This window comes from Bifidobacterium crudilactis (assembly GCF_000738005.1).
GTDB classification, from domain to species: Bacteria; Actinomycetota; Actinomycetes; order Actinomycetales; family Bifidobacteriaceae; genus Bombiscardovia; species Bombiscardovia crudilactis.
This window is the reverse complement of sequence record NZ_JHAL01000002.1, coordinates 1631603-1644755: the sequence shown is the minus strand read 5'-3', so window position 1 is coordinate 1644755 and position 13153 is coordinate 1631603. Positions and strand designations below refer to the sequence as shown.

14 protein-coding genes are annotated in these 13153 nt (G+C 57.6%); 7 read left to right on the top strand and 7 right to left on the bottom strand.

Annotated elements, in window-relative coordinates:
* Nucleotides 1-20: 20 nt before the first annotated feature.
* The 4 genes from ulaA to ptsP all read right to left on the bottom strand — a co-directional run bounded on the left by ulaA (nt 21) and on the right by ptsP (nt 4120).
* On the bottom strand, nt 21-1541 hold the full coding sequence (gene ulaA / locus DB51_RS08950) for a PTS ascorbate transporter subunit IIC (protein WP_034253330.1): 1521 nt from the start codon (nt 1539-1541) through the stop codon (nt 21-23).
* 98 nt (nt 1542-1639) lie between these two features.
* A complete protein-coding gene (locus DB51_RS08945) occupies nt 1640-1912 on the bottom strand; it encodes a PTS sugar transporter subunit IIB (RefSeq protein ID WP_033495970.1) in 273 nt (90 codons plus the stop codon).
* 42 nt (nt 1913-1954) lie between these two features.
* Nucleotides 1955-2404, bottom strand: coding sequence for a PTS sugar transporter subunit IIA (locus tag DB51_RS08940; protein ID WP_034253329.1), 450 nt, complete (start codon nt 2402-2404; stop codon nt 1955-1957).
* Between the two features lie 66 nt (nt 2405-2470).
* Entirely contained in the window at nt 2471-4120 is a 1650-nt protein-coding gene (gene ptsP, locus DB51_RS08935; protein WP_034253327.1) for a phosphoenolpyruvate--protein phosphotransferase, read from the bottom strand.
* A 238-nt stretch (nt 4121-4358) separates the two neighbouring features.
* Here ptsP and DB51_RS08930 point away from each other — a divergent pair, with 238 nt between their 5' ends.
* From DB51_RS08930 to DB51_RS08920, 3 genes are all read left to right on the top strand, one after another.
* Nucleotides 4359-4628 (top strand): HPr family phosphocarrier protein, encoded by a 270-nt coding sequence (locus DB51_RS08930; RefSeq protein ID WP_034253325.1) that lies wholly within the window; start codon nt 4359-4361, stop codon nt 4626-4628.
* Between the two features lie 70 nt (nt 4629-4698).
* Entirely contained in the window at nt 4699-5736 is a 1038-nt protein-coding gene (locus DB51_RS08925) for a LacI family DNA-binding transcriptional regulator (RefSeq protein WP_034253322.1), read from the top strand.
* A 66-nt stretch (nt 5737-5802) separates the two neighbouring features.
* Nucleotides 5803-6315: a 2-thiouracil desulfurase family protein gene (locus DB51_RS08920; RefSeq protein WP_034254474.1), complete on the top strand. Its 513-nt coding sequence runs from the start codon at nt 5803-5805 to the stop codon at nt 6313-6315.
* 76 nt (nt 6316-6391) lie between these two features.
* Here DB51_RS08920 and DB51_RS08915 read toward each other — a convergent pair whose 3' ends face one another.
* On the bottom strand, nt 6392-7420 hold the full coding sequence (locus DB51_RS08915; protein WP_034253320.1) for a zinc-binding alcohol dehydrogenase family protein: 1029 nt from the start codon (nt 7418-7420) through the stop codon (nt 6392-6394).
* Between the two features lie 138 nt (nt 7421-7558).
* Nucleotides 7559-7978 (bottom strand): winged helix-turn-helix transcriptional regulator, encoded by a 420-nt coding sequence (locus tag DB51_RS08910; RefSeq protein ID WP_202962002.1) that lies wholly within the window; start codon nt 7976-7978, stop codon nt 7559-7561.
* A 230-nt stretch (nt 7979-8208) separates the two neighbouring features.
* Between DB51_RS08910 and DB51_RS08905 the strand changes: the two genes are divergently transcribed.
* Nucleotides 8209-8637, top strand: coding sequence for a hypothetical protein (locus DB51_RS08905; RefSeq protein ID WP_034253318.1), 429 nt, complete (start codon nt 8209-8211; stop codon nt 8635-8637).
* A 73-nt stretch (nt 8638-8710) separates the two neighbouring features.
* Here the strand turns inward: DB51_RS08905 and DB51_RS08900 are convergent, their stop codons facing one another.
* Nucleotides 8711-10342, bottom strand: a complete 1632-nt coding sequence (locus DB51_RS08900; protein WP_034253315.1) for a flavodoxin domain-containing protein — start codon at nt 10340-10342, stop codon at nt 8711-8713.
* A 194-nt stretch (nt 10343-10536) separates the two neighbouring features.
* On the opposite strand from DB51_RS08900, the gene DB51_RS08895 reads away from it, so the two are divergent.
* From DB51_RS08895 to DB51_RS08885, 3 genes are all read left to right on the top strand, one after another.
* A complete protein-coding gene (locus DB51_RS08895) occupies nt 10537-11079 on the top strand; it encodes a GNAT family N-acetyltransferase (RefSeq protein ID WP_051867418.1) in 543 nt (180 codons plus the stop codon).
* A gap of 230 nt (nt 11080-11309) precedes the next feature.
* The gene (locus tag DB51_RS08890) at nt 11310-11522 is read left to right on the top strand and encodes a hypothetical protein (protein ID WP_156958298.1); all 213 of its coding nucleotides are present in this window, start codon (nt 11310-11312) and stop codon (nt 11520-11522) included.
* A gap of 356 nt (nt 11523-11878) precedes the next feature.
* Nucleotides 11879-13153, top strand: a complete 1275-nt coding sequence (locus DB51_RS08885) for an MFS transporter (protein WP_051867417.1) — start codon at nt 11879-11881, stop codon at nt 13151-13153.

Below are 13153 nucleotides of genomic sequence, written 5' to 3'. Positions count from 1 at the left end.
TGCAGATGAGTGGCGTCGGGCTATTCCTTCGCCGCAGTTGCCTTCTGCGCGTTCTTGCGAGCGGCCTTCTCGGCTTTTTCCGCTGCCTTGATGTCGTTGATGAAGTTGGCGTGCTCCTGTGCGGGCATCCAACCCTTGTCGACGACCTTCACCTGCCATACCCAGGCACCGGCAAGCAGCACAGCCGCGAAGATCATCAGGCCGATCGCGCCCCCGACCGTGCCGAGGTGGGCGATATTCCCGACGATGGTGCCGAACCAACCGAAGTCGGCGTCACCGAATGTGGAGTTGGCGATACCGAAGCTGCCCATGACGGTCATCAGGGCTGCCGGAAGGAAAGTGATCAGCATGCCGTTGATGAAACCGCCGACCACCGAGCCGATGCGTCCACCTGTTGCATTACCGAATACGCCTGCACCGCCGCCATCGAAGAAGTGAGGAACCATGCCGGGCAGAATCAACGCGATGCCCCACACGGGTCCAAGCCAGACCGCGATGATGACCAATGCCACCAGACCGCCGGCGAAGGAGGAAAGGAATCCGATCAGGGATGCGTTGGCTCCGAAGGGGAATACGATCGGGACGTCAAGGGCGGGCTTGGCGCCGGGGACGACCTTGTTCGCGATACCCTGGAATGCAGGAACCAGCTCGCCCAGAATGATGCGTACACCGTAGAGGATGATGCTGACGCCGATGCCGAACTGCAGGGCCTGAGCGAATGCGGCCATGAAGAACGCACCGTAGTTCGCCGGGTGCGACGGGAATATCGCGAATGCGGTCTTGGCTGGCAGAACGATGGCTCCCCAGATGGAGAACACCAGATAGAGCACGATCATCAATACGGTCGTGGAGACCATCGAGTCACGCAGGAAGTTGAGACCCTTGGGGAAGTTGATGTCTTCCGTGGAGCGCGACTTCTTGCCGACCTTGGTGCCGACGGCACCGGAGATGATGTAGCCCAGCGTGTTGAAGTGACCGATGGCGAGCTTGTCGTTTCCCGTCACGCGGTTCATGAAGGGTTGCGCGAAGGCGGGAAGCACGACCATCACCACCGCCATCAGCGCGGCGCCGACCAGAATGACGAGCAGCTGGTTGTCGGAGCCGAGACCGACGGAAAGCACGACCGCCAACAGCGTGGACATGAATACCATGTGATGTCCGGTCAGGAACACGTATTTCAAGGGTGTGAATCGTGCGAAGAGCAGCATAACGAGGAAGCTCAGCACGATGATGTATGCGGAGGTGGCACCGTACTGGCTCGAAGCCTGTGCGGTGATGACTTCGTTGGTGGGTACGACGCCCTGTGCACCTGTGGATTTGAGCACCAGGTCGCCGAAGGGCGACAGGGCACCGGTAACCACCGTGGCGCCTGCACCCAGGATGAGGTAGCCCATGGCCGCTTTGAGTCCGCCGGAGATGACCTGACCGGCGCTTCTCTTGAGCGCTATGAGTCCGATGACGGCGACGATGCCGATCAGATATGCAGGAACGTTAAGAATTTCCTGGCTGATAAAGTCCAGCACCTGTATGATTACGTTCATTTCTTTCCTTTTTCAGTTGTGGTCCGTGTCGTTGAGGGAGGGCCCGACGACGTGCAATTCCTTGCCCCCGCCGGGCCGACCGTGACCGCGTGCCCTTGCTAGTCGACGTATTTTTCGAGGATGTCCTTGACTTCCTGCTGGTCCATGAAGTTTTCGATGGTTTCAACAGGGACGTCGACGCCTTCAAGCTCGGCCGCGAGCTGTGGCGATGTCAGCACGAGATCGCTCTGATTGGCTGTGCCCTTGGCACTGCCGGCATCGGAGGTGGTGACATTGACATCAAGGTCCATATCGGCGGCGACCTGCTCGACGTTGATTTTCAGCAGCACCGATGTGCCGATGCCATTGCCGCATACGCATAGGATGTTCATGGTTTCTCTTTTCCTTGTTGGGTTTCAGCCGAGACGGACATCTCAGCCGTTGAGGATTGCTCGTATCTCGTCAGGTGTTCGGGCATCGCTGAGCGAGTTCTTGGATGCCGGGTTGGAGAGGGCCTTGGCGATTGCGGACATCACCTGAAGGTGCTCCTCCTCGTTTCTGCCTGCCAGACCGATCACCAGTGACACGGGGTCGTTGGCCTTGTTGCCGAACTCCACCGGCGTGCTGAGTCTCACCCAGCTCAGCCCGGTATGCAGCACGGCCTCTGAGGGCCGTGAGTGAGCCAGCGCGAGTCCGGGGGAGATCACGATGTACGGGCCCATCTTCTCCACGGTGGAGATCATTTCGTCCGTGTACGCGGCGGTTGTGAAGCCCGAGTCTTCAAGCCCTTTCCCGGCCAGCCGGATCGCGGCTTTCCAGTCCTCGGCGGGCTGGTCGAGCAGAAAAGCGGAATCGGGCAGAAAATCCTGCATTGTCGCTGTCATTGAATACCTCCTGAGTGTTCGTTGCACATGTGCTGATGTATGGGCGGAAGTGGTGCCGGCGGCGAATCAGTGCCGTGCCGTCGGATAGAATTCGCCGGAAAGCGCCCTGTTCGCCAGGTCTTGTGCTTCTTGCATGGTGTGGCCGGCAAGATTCGCCCTGACGTCGTCAAGGGCGAGAGGGGTCATCGACAGGGAGTTCACGCCGAGTCCGACCAGCGCAAGAGCCAGATCCGGGTCAGCGGCGGCCTCTCCGCAGACGCCCACCGGCATGCCGTGAGTGTTTCCGGCATCGGCTATCAGCTTGATGGCCCTCAGCACTGCCGGATGCCAGGCGGTTTGATACGATCCGACCGAAGCGAGCGTTCTGTCCGCGGCGAGAGTGTACTGGGTGAGATCGTTGGTGCCTATGCTGACGAAGTCGCTGGCCTGTGCGACCTCCTGTGCCATCAGCGCTATGGATGGTACCTCTGCCATCACGCCGACCTGCTTCAAGCYGCGTGCCTTGCCCAGAGTGACGAAATACTCGGCTTCGTGCTCGTCGGCGACCATTGGCGCCATGACCCAGAGGTCTGCATCCGTCTGGGCGTCCGCACGGGCAAGCGCCTCCAGCTGGTCATCGAGTATCTGACGATGGGTGCGCAGGGTGCGCAGACCGCGCAGGCCTAGCGCAGGGTTGGGCTCGTTCTCCGGAGTGAGGAAGTCGAGCGGTTTGTCCGCTCCGGCGTCCAGCATTCGAATTACTACTTTCCTGCCCGGAAAACGAGCGAGCAGTTTGGCGTATGCCTTCGTCTGGTCCTCCACCGAAGGTGCGGTCGAGGAAGCCATGAACATGAATTCCGTGCGGAACAGGCCTATCCCCTCGGCACCGTATTCCAGAGCGGCATCGGCATCCTCGGGTTTGGCGACATTGGCGAGTAAAGCGATGTGCCTGCCGTCTTTGGTGCTGCCCGGCTTTCCGCGAAGCAGGCGAGCATGCGCGGCATGCTGCTTATGGAGTTCTGCCTGCTGCAGTTCCTCATCGCTCGGGTCCACGGTTATCGTGCCCGTTGCGGCATTGACGATGACCCGGCTTCCGTTGGCCAAATTCGCCGCCTGCTCTGCACCTACGATGGCGACGATGCCCCTGGAACGTGCCAGAATCGCGGTGTGGCTCGTCGGACTGCCCTGAATGGTGATGATGCCGAGGGTTTTGTTCATGTCCAAGGCCGCCGTATCGGCAGGGGAGAGGTCGTCCGCCAGCAGGATAAACGGTGTGTCGCTTTGCGGAATTCCAGGCATCGGGGAGTTCGTCAACAGCGCTATCGCGCGCTGTCCCACGTCATGCAAATCGTTGGCACGCTCGGCCATGTATCCGCCAAGCGCGCGCAGTTTGTCCTCGAACTCGTTGAAGCCTTCGTAGACGGCGCGTTCAGGGCTCTTTCCCCCCTGCAATGCGGTATCTATCGATTGCCCGAGGGCCGGATCGGTCGCCATCTGCGAGAGCGCGGCGAGAATCGGTGCCGCATCGCTGCTTTCCTTGCTGTGTTGCGCCTGATCGGCCCGTTTCTGCAGATCCGCGCTGACCTCCTGCAAGACTCGTCTCACATCACTGCTTGCGCTTTCAAACTCTATGGTGGATGGACGAAGCTGGTCTGAAGGCACTTCCAATGCCGGTGCCATACGGAGAATATTCCCCACGGCCACCCCACGTCCAATTCCTGTACCGCTGATATTCATGCAAACCTCTTCTTCATGCCGGCAAGCACGTCGCCCAAATCTGCCGCGCTGCATCCGGACTGTCCCCAAACCTGTGTGTATATGGTCGCTGATGTCCTCGTTGCAAAGGTCACCTCAATGTATCTTTGAAACGTTGTAAATACTATGGTAAACGATTTCTGAAAAAGGTCAATCCGAGGTATCGTTTAGGCGTGTGCGAGCAAATCGCACGAATCGTTTCCTATACGAAGGAGTATTGATGACTACATCAAAGCGCATTATCACCATCGAGGATCCCGTCGGCATTCACGCCCGTCCCGCATCCGCATTCGCGCAAGCGGTGGCTGCGAGCGGATGTGAGGTGACGATTGCCAAACATGCGGGTGATCCCGGTGTGGACGCTGCCAGTGTGCTGATGGTGATGAGTCTCGGAATACAGCAGGGGGATGCCGTTGAGATAGTCGTTGAGGGGGACGACTCGGAGAAGGTGGCGGATGCTTTGGCCAAGACGCTGCTCGCAACAGAATAGGTATTAAGCTGTATGTGCCGCCATCAGATGGCATCGCAAGTAAATCCTTAGTTCTAATCCGGAGTGTGGCATGTCGCAGAGATCATCCAGCAGCGAGGCATCGATATCCAACGTTGCCGCGCTGGCTGGTGTCTCGACTGCCACGGTGTCCCGTGTGCTCTCCGGAAGGCGCAAAAAAGACGATGAGCTGAGTCGGAAGGTCAAAAGCGCCGCCGAACGCTTGAATTACTCGGTGAACTATGCGGCAAGTGCGTTGCGCAGCGATGTCACGAATATCATCGCCGTTGTGGTGCCCGATTTGAGCACGTCGATGTATTCGGGACTTGTACAGGCCGCGGAGGCGGTGATCAACGACAAGGGCAAGCAACTGGTTCTGGGCGTGGGCGAGAGCGCGCACGAACAGCGGCAGCGCCTGCACGATGTCGTCTCTCGTCATGTGGACGGCATTCTTATCGTTCCCCACGAGACGGAGTCGGTGGCAGGGCTGCTTGAGGAGATTGCCGAACACACGCCGGTGGTGCAGATGTTCGCCCAATCCTATTCGAACCACTTGGATTGGGTGGGGACCAGCAACAGTCTGATCATGCAGATGATTGCCGAGCATCTCAATGCTGCGGGAGCGCATTCGGTGGCGTATCTCGGCAACAGTACGGATTCGGTAGACGGCATGGGGCTGTTCACCGCCTTTCATATGCAAATGACGCTTTCGGGGCTGTCGACTCGTACGGAATGGATACGCTTCGGAGCAGGTGGCATGGATTACGGCTTTCAGGAGGCCAGCAGGATATTCTCCCAAGGAGACCAGTTTCCGGAATCCGTCATCTGTTCTGACGGTATGACGGCGCTCGGTGTGCTTGCTGCATGCCGAAGCTCCGGTATCACGGTTCCTGAACAGATAAAATTGGTGGTGCTTCAGGATTCCGAGCTCTGCGCCGAAAGTGGTCTAAGCAAACCCTCCTTCAGCGCGGTCGATATTCCCTGGCGGGATATAGCGCGGCATTCGATGGATTTGATTACCAAGGAGCACGAGAGCAAAGCCTGGCTGCCTACGCACTTGGAGGTCGAACCACGGCTGATTATCCGGGAATCCTCCCTCATCGCATCATGACACCGGTCGGGTCGTCCTCCCATGACACGATGGTGTTGCAAGGGACGTTTCATATGGGGGATTCACGTGATACTGGTCAGTTCATGTCTCGCAGGTTTCGCGGTGCGCTATGACGGGGCAGCTGCGAAAAACGACATCGCCGCATGGCTCGTCGAGCGCGGGCAGGCCATCGCCGCATGCCCCGAGGTTCTCGGAGGCTTCGGCATTCCGCGGCCTCCGGCGGAAATCGCTCCGTCCAAATCCTTTTCGTCAACCCGCAAGCATGTGGTGGAATGCACGGGCAAAGACGTCACCGAGGCATATGAGCTCGGTGCCGCAAGAGCATTGAAGATTATCCGGCGCAATAACATCACCGTCGCATTTCTGAAGGATCGCAGCCCGTCCTGCGGCGTCGACGTGATTTACGACGGGTCCTTTTCCGGAGTGAAAATACCCGGGATGGGTGTGGCTGCACGGATGTTCTCGGAAAACGGTGTCACGGTATTCCCCGACACCAGGCTCAGTGTGGACGCAGTGCTGCCCTACATCGATCCCGAACTGCGGGATGCTCTGAAGAGCGCATTTCCTCAGGGGAGCTGAATGCACGTGGTTGCGGAATCACGCGACCATGCCGTTTCAGAGTGGGTGGATGTGCGCCGGTCTACGGATGCCGGCCTTAGCTGTTGATCGTGACCTTGCCGACCATATGGCCGCTTTCGACCATGCGATGCGCTTGTCCGAGAGTTTGGGCGTCAATCGGGCTGAGCTGTTGGACCGATGTACTCCGTATGATGCCGCGGTCACACAGATTTGCCAGTTCATCGAGGATCTCATGCTGACGGATCATATCGGGCGCATGGTGTTTGGCCCTGGCGAACATGAACTCCCAATGCCACGACAGGGCCTTGTCCTTGAGCGAGTACCAGTCGAGACCGTGTTCGTCGTCGATGGCGACAATCTGCCCGAAAGGTCGCATCACGGCATTGAAGAGCGGAATATTGCCCTTGCTGTAGGCGCTGAACGTCCAGTCGACTCCGGCAGGTGCGATATCGCGGATAAGGGCGGCCGTATCGCCTCGGTGATAGTCGATCACGCTGTCGGCTCCCAAGGTCTTCGTCCACTGCTGCGATGCATCTTGGGACGCCATGGCGATGACATTGACCTTCGTCAATCGTTTGGCGAGCTGAATGACCATGGACCCGACGCCCCCGGCGGCGCCTACGACCAGTAGATTGCCGGTGCTCCGCTCATTCAGGCGCAGCTTGTCGAACAGCGCTTCCCATGCCGTCAGCCCCGTCAGAGGCAGTGCCGCCGCCGAAGCATCATCCAAGGTCTTGGGAGCATGGCCGACAATGCGTTCGTCCACCAGCTGATATTGTGCATAGGAACCGTCCCGTGTGATGTCTCCGGCGTACCACACTCTCTCGCCTGGATGGAAGATACTGGTCTCGGGTCCGGTCTCGAGAACCGTTCCGACCGCATCCCATCCGAGTATTCGTTGCTCCCCGCTGCGTAGACCCGATCGCATCTTCGTATCGACGGGATTGACGGAGATTGCCGAAACGGCAACCAGCACATCGTGATTCCGAGGATGACCCGGTGCGGGGACCGTGGCGTCGACGAGGGCGTCCGCGTTCCCCGCACTTCCGGTTGTTGCAAGCACCGCGTTCATGGTGTCGGGAATGTCATCAAGGCGATTGTTCATGTTGTTTCCCTTCTGTGGGGGCTGTTCGGATTTCGTTCTGCCGCTGAACTCGAATCATAGGTCGGTATGTCCGGTTACCTGCAAGGGGGCATGGCTACCCTGTGGTAACGGTGATGACATCCTGGTGGCCTGGCCGTTTCAAGCGTTCTGGGAGTCAGCGGATTCGAGTGCCAGTGCCTGGTCATAATGTGATTCCGCCCAGATGCGCAGTCCTTTCAAAGGTTCGACGGCGCTGCGGCCTTCGACTGTGAGCGAGTATTCGACTCGGGTGGGTACCTCGGCGAACACTTGTCTGTCGATGAGTCCCGCGTCCTGGAGTCTGCGGAGATTGGCCGATAGCACTTTGGAGGAGATGCCGTCCATACGACGTTTCAGTTCGCCGAATCTGAGTTCGCCGTCCTGAAGGCACTCGATCAGTAGGACGGCCCACTTTCCGGAAATCGCGTCCAGAAGCAAGCGGCATGGGCAGTTCCGTGAGTAGACGTTTCCGGATGTCTCGATATTTCCGGCTGCGCCTGGTGCCGAGCGCTTCTCGGCGCAATCCGATGCATGGTTCACGGTTCTCTCCTGTCATCCCTGTCATCGTGAATGGTAACTCATAGAAAGCAGATACCTATAGGTTACAGGGGTCGAAAGCATCAGAGCTGATCTGCTCACGGATAGGGAGATTCAATATGCATGCTGTTTGGTATTTGCTACCATTGCAGAGAATCAAGGGACGGTCACAGCGGCTTGCACAGGTGTGATCATTGGCCGAGGTTGTACCGTAATGGGGAAGAAGGGACAGCATGGCAGCAGCAAATCGACAGGATATCCTGCAATACCTGGCACAGCATGACATTCATGTGAATGCCGATATGCCGATGGTGTGGGCCGAAAAAGACACCCGTGGTCTCGGAGCTGCCCTGGGTGCTTTCGCGCAGCTTGCAGGCTCGCGCTACTTCGTCGCGGTATTCACTCCCGAACGCCTGATTCTGGTCAGAATGACCTTGGGCGGGAAGATCAACGCGGAAGAGCCCTTCATCGTATTCGACTCCGCAACGACGAAGGTCACGATGAAGAAGATGTTCCTGAATATGCAGTATCTCACGGTCCTTCGCACCGAAGACGGGCACAGGATGAAACTCTTGGCGTCCAATGCGAAAGGTGTGGAGAAGAGGGAGTTCAACAGATCATCCGAGGTCAAGGAGATGCTCGGCCTCCAAGACAGGCAGTAGAGTCGGCGGCATCTCGTGACCGTCGATGTTCGGGATACGCGATGCCGATGACAAGCATGTCCGGCATGTGGCTTCAGTAACACAGATGATTCGTGCTTTTCAGCCTGTCCATGTAAGCGGTGATTTCCGCATCGCTGAGTGAGGAATGCTCCTCGATGACCCTTCTGAGAGCCTGTTCGATGGAGCGCACCGCGGCTCTGCCATGGCCGCAAAGATAGATGAAGGCTCCTGATTGAATCAGTTGCCATAGCATGTCGCCTCGCGCGATCACCACGTCCTGGACATGCTCGGGTGCATTCCCGAAACGGGACCACGCGACGCTCAGTTCACGCAGCAGTCCGGAGTCGGCGTATTGCTCGAGTTCCGTGCGGTACAGATAATCCTCTTCGGGACTTTTGTTGCCGAGGATAAGCCAGTTTCGGCCGAATGATGCATGATGCAGCGAACGTTCCTGAAGAAATGCACGGTATGGTGCGATTGCCGAGCCCAATGCGATCATGACGATTTCGGCCGACTGGTTGGCAGGCAGACGGAAGCGCTCATTCGACAGCACCGCATAATCCATCGTGCTGCCCATGGGAGCTTTCGTCAGCATCCGTGAGCATTCACCGACCTGCCGCCTCCCATCGAAGGTGTATTCGACTTTTCTGACCGTGAGATCCACCAGACCGTCTGACGACTCTCTGATATTGGAGATCGAATACATCCTCCTGCATGGAGCCGAGAACACTTCCAGCACCGATTCGGGCGTGACGCGAATTAGTGCAGGGTAGTCCGTGAACAGGGCGTATGGCGGGTGACGTGCAGCGTATCCTCGTAGCCATTCATCGTCCCCGATTTCGGACTGCAGCTGTTCATTGCCGAACACCTCTGCATAGCGCAGAATAAGACGTGGCGTGGTTCTGGTAATGTCACGGGAGTTCTGCAGAGTGTGACGCAGTTCGGAGCTCACCTGCTCGCCGACGTCGGTGAAGACGTGCTCGATGAAGGATTTCACGGTGTCATCGGCGTTTCTGTAGGTGATGGCCAACAGGTCTCCGGGTAGATAGTCGGCATCATCAGACAGTCTGAGACGTACGCGGTACACATGTTTCCGCGCTTCAGGAGAACTGAGCAGCTCGCGCCCGACCAGCGTGGCTTTCGCACCTGTTTCATGAAGTGCGGCTTTCGCCGTGTGACCTTGTGAGGCGGCCGGTTCCCTGACGGCCACTGCCTCGTTCTTCTCCGCTCCCAACTCGTGGCGCAGCAGCGCTGTGACGGAGTCCACCCAGCCGGCCGCAGTCTCCTCATAATCGAAATCGCACTCGCCGTGGGCGAGCAATCGTGTGGCTCCAAGCTGCTCATAACGGGCGTCGAACTGGCGCGCCATAAGATTGTAATTCTCCGCATAGGCGCTGTCTCCGAGGCCGAGGACGGCGAAGGAGACCTGTCGCAGGGAGAATTCCCTCTTGCCCATGACCACGGCGTCGTAAAGGTCCTCGGCACCGTAAGGCGGTTCGCCCTCACCTTGCGTCGAGGTGACCATCAGCAGAATGTCTTCGCGTTCCAGTTCATCAAGGTCATAGTCGACAGCCTCGATCAATCGCAGCTGTGGGCAGAAAGCGGCTATGGAAGACTCCAAGGCTTCGCCGACATCCAGAGAGTTTCCCGTTTCGGAAGCTACCAGAATCGTAATGCGTCGTGTATCAACGACGGAATTCCCCATGACTCGACCTCTCAGTGTACGGATGCGCTGCCCTCGGCATCGCCCTTCTATGTCCCCTCATTACACGCAGAGGGATGCCGAATAATCAAGACTTGACATTCCGGCGAAGGGCTGTCCTGCCCGTATCCGACCGTTGCCGACGAGGTGGTCAGCCTGTCGGGACGCATGTTGTCTCAGGGTTTTAGGATGGCAGTATGAAATCGACGGCGAAGATGAATCACGACTCGAAAACCGCGGCGGACGTCCGCATCGAAACGCTGACCGCTCGGCGTTTCCCGCAGAAGGCCGAACTCCATGCCTTGACTTGGCGTGAAACATATCAGGGGATGATTCCTCAGGGTTTTGTGGATATGGTCACACCTGAATTCGCGCTCGCGGTGACGCGACGGCATGATCCTTCGCGCACGTTGCTGGCCTTGCAGGATGACAAGCCTATCGGTTTTGCCGAGTTCCTCGACGAAGCCGGTCCGGACATATCCACGCCCGAGGTCTCGGAACTTGGAGCGCTATATGTGCTTGGCGAGGTGCAGCACCAGGGCGTGGGAAAGATGCTGCTACAGGCTGCGCTTGATGCCATGCCCAGGCGGTATGCGGCCTTGAACGTCGTTCTCAAGAACACCAACGCCATCGCCTTCTACGAGCATATGGGTTTTCACTCGACCGGTCATATAAGCCTTGACGATTTCGATACTCCGATTCTCGAAATGACCAATGCCACGAACGCTGCACGTCAGTGAATTCCTCACTCCCACTCCGGGTTATGTCTCCCAACATCTCTCTGAGGAGCTAACTGCATCATAAGGCCAGCTTTTTCAGAGAATTACTGGCATATTGCTGCCCTTCTGATGCGGTTATCGCATTCTGCCCTGTTACGTCAGCACGTCGCTAACCTGAGAAACGCTGAGGGCTGGGACTGAATTTGTCTAGTCGACGAAGCTGTCATACAGTGTTGGTCAGCACGATACGCATGGTTGCGTATGCTGTGCACTATGCAACGGAAGATGTGGGTGGCGGAGCGGATTACGGATTCCCGCTGGCCTGCCACGTACGACTTCGCGGCGATGACGAGGAGGTGATGGCTGAGATGACTGTGACGGGTTTCATGAATGAGTGCGCCTTATGCGCCGTCCAGCTGCGTCATCATACCGAGCGTCTTGTCGGACGTTACCCTTCCATGTAGTTTGCTGTTGATTTTTCGGGAATAGACTGCCGCATCTCCGATATGCCGTCCTCCGATTGACGGTCGGGCGCTTTCCCTTTCTCTGTCTGTTGGCCCTGAGTGCCTTGCTTCCTCCAATCTGCGGAGGAAGGTAGAAGCATATCCCGGTTCGGACATTCCATGAGCGTACGCCTGTTTCTGGCGTGTATTCATCGTGCAGGTTCGACTGTTCTGTAAGTCGGGCCACCCCCTTTACATCATCGATGAGATATCGGTTTACCCAAATCGATGTATCGAAATCGGTGTACCCAAATCGATTTACCCAAAAATGGTGTGCATCATGTGAAGCGCACCATAACAAGCAAAAGAGCATTGCCATGAAAGCACCCGCATCATCGCGGAATCACGTCGCCGAAAACACTTCGGCGGCAACAACCCAACTGCCCGATGCCTCCCGGCACGGGGCCGGTTTGAACAGTACCGGTCTGAACACCAAATCGCCATTGTTCAAATTCACCATTCTCAGCATTTCACTCATCCTGGTGACCGGAACCTCGATTTCCCCGGCCTTGCCGTACATGGCAAAAACACTCGGGGTTCATTCGGACTCCTCCATAAACCTTCTGGCGACCGTCCCCCAGGTGTTCGTCCTGATATTTCTGGTGCTGTCACCGGCGATCTCGAAAAAAATCGGCATCAAGAAAGCCATTATTCTTGGTCTGTGCTGCATCGCCGCCTCCGGAATCGGGCCGATGCTCTCCAACAGCTACTGGCTGATTCTCGTCTCGAGAATGCTTCTCGGAGCAGGCATGGGCATGTTCAACTCCCTGGCCATCACCATCATCAACAGATTCTACGATGATGAGGAGGAATCCAGGATGCTCGGCTATCGAGGAGCCTGCGAGCAGGTAGGCGCCACGGTGGCGACTCTGCTTGTCGGATTCCTGCTCACCTTCGGATGGCATAGCGCATTCCTGATCTATATGCTCGCCATCCCGATCGCCCTGCTGTTCTGGAAAGTCATTCCCGAATTGCCGGAACCCGAAGAGCCGAAGAAGAGCGAACAGCGGCGCGACAATATCGCCACGTACTTCACTCCCGGCACGATGGCGCTGTTTTTCCTCGTATTCGTCATCGTGATGGTCAATATCATGGTGTTGCTGCAGATTCCACGTCTGGCGATCGCACAGCATATCATGAGCGCACAGGATTCGAGCATCGCGGTATCCATCGCCACGCTCGGTGGATTCCTCGGCGGCGTGGCATACGGCCGAATCTACGGCAAATTGCGTGGATACACCCTGCCCGCCTTCCTCGCTCTGTACGTGGTGGGGCTGGTGATGCTGTTCTTCGCCGCTAACAGCGCGATGCTGATTGCAGGAAGTCTCGTCGCAGGCTTCTGCGCCGCGACGACGATATGCGGTTTCAACATGATCGTGCTTCTGGTGCCTCCAAAAGCCCAGGCCGGTGCGAATACGCTGCTGCTGGTGGGATGCAATATCGGTTCCTTCCTCTCGACCTACGGCATCGCGCTCTCCCAGAAGGTGATGGGGTCCACGGCAACCGCACCTATCGCATTCTTCGCCATCGTTCTGGCCGTTATCGCTATGGTCAGCGTCGTGGCTGTCAACAGATCGAAAGTCAAGTTCTAA

Bases quoted from the DNA above. Each gene is read 5' to 3' on its own strand.
- ulaA (WP_034253330.1), bottom strand. From the start codon at position 1,541: ATGAACGTAATCATACAGGTGCTGGACTTTATCAGCCAGGAAATTCTT.
- DB51_RS08945 (WP_033495970.1), bottom strand. From the start codon at position 1,912: ATGAACATCCTATGCGTATGCGGCAATGGCATCGGCACATCGGTGCTG.
- DB51_RS08940 (WP_034253329.1), bottom strand. From the start codon at position 2,404: ATGACAGCGACAATGCAGGATTTTCTGCCCGATTCCGCTTTTCTGCTC.
- DB51_RS08930 (WP_034253325.1), top strand. From the start codon at position 4,359: ATGACTACATCAAAGCGCATTATCACCATCGAGGATCCCGTCGGCATT.
- DB51_RS08925 (WP_034253322.1), top strand. From the start codon at position 4,699: ATGTCGCAGAGATCATCCAGCAGCGAGGCATCGATATCCAACGTTGCC.
- DB51_RS08915 (WP_034253320.1), bottom strand. From the start codon at position 7,420: ATGAACAATCGCCTTGATGACATTCCCGACACCATGAACGCGGTGCTT.
- DB51_RS08905 (WP_034253318.1), top strand. From the start codon at position 8,209: ATGGCAGCAGCAAATCGACAGGATATCCTGCAATACCTGGCACAGCAT.
- DB51_RS08900 (WP_034253315.1), bottom strand. From the start codon at position 10,342: ATGGGGAATTCCGTCGTTGATACACGACGCATTACGATTCTGGTAGCT.
- DB51_RS08895 (WP_051867418.1), top strand. From the start codon at position 10,537: ATGAAATCGACGGCGAAGATGAATCACGACTCGAAAACCGCGGCGGAC.
- DB51_RS08890 (WP_156958298.1), top strand. From the start codon at position 11,310: ATGGTTGCGTATGCTGTGCACTATGCAACGGAAGATGTGGGTGGCGGA.
- DB51_RS08885 (WP_051867417.1), top strand. From the start codon at position 11,879: ATGAAAGCACCCGCATCATCGCGGAATCACGTCGCCGAAAACACTTCG.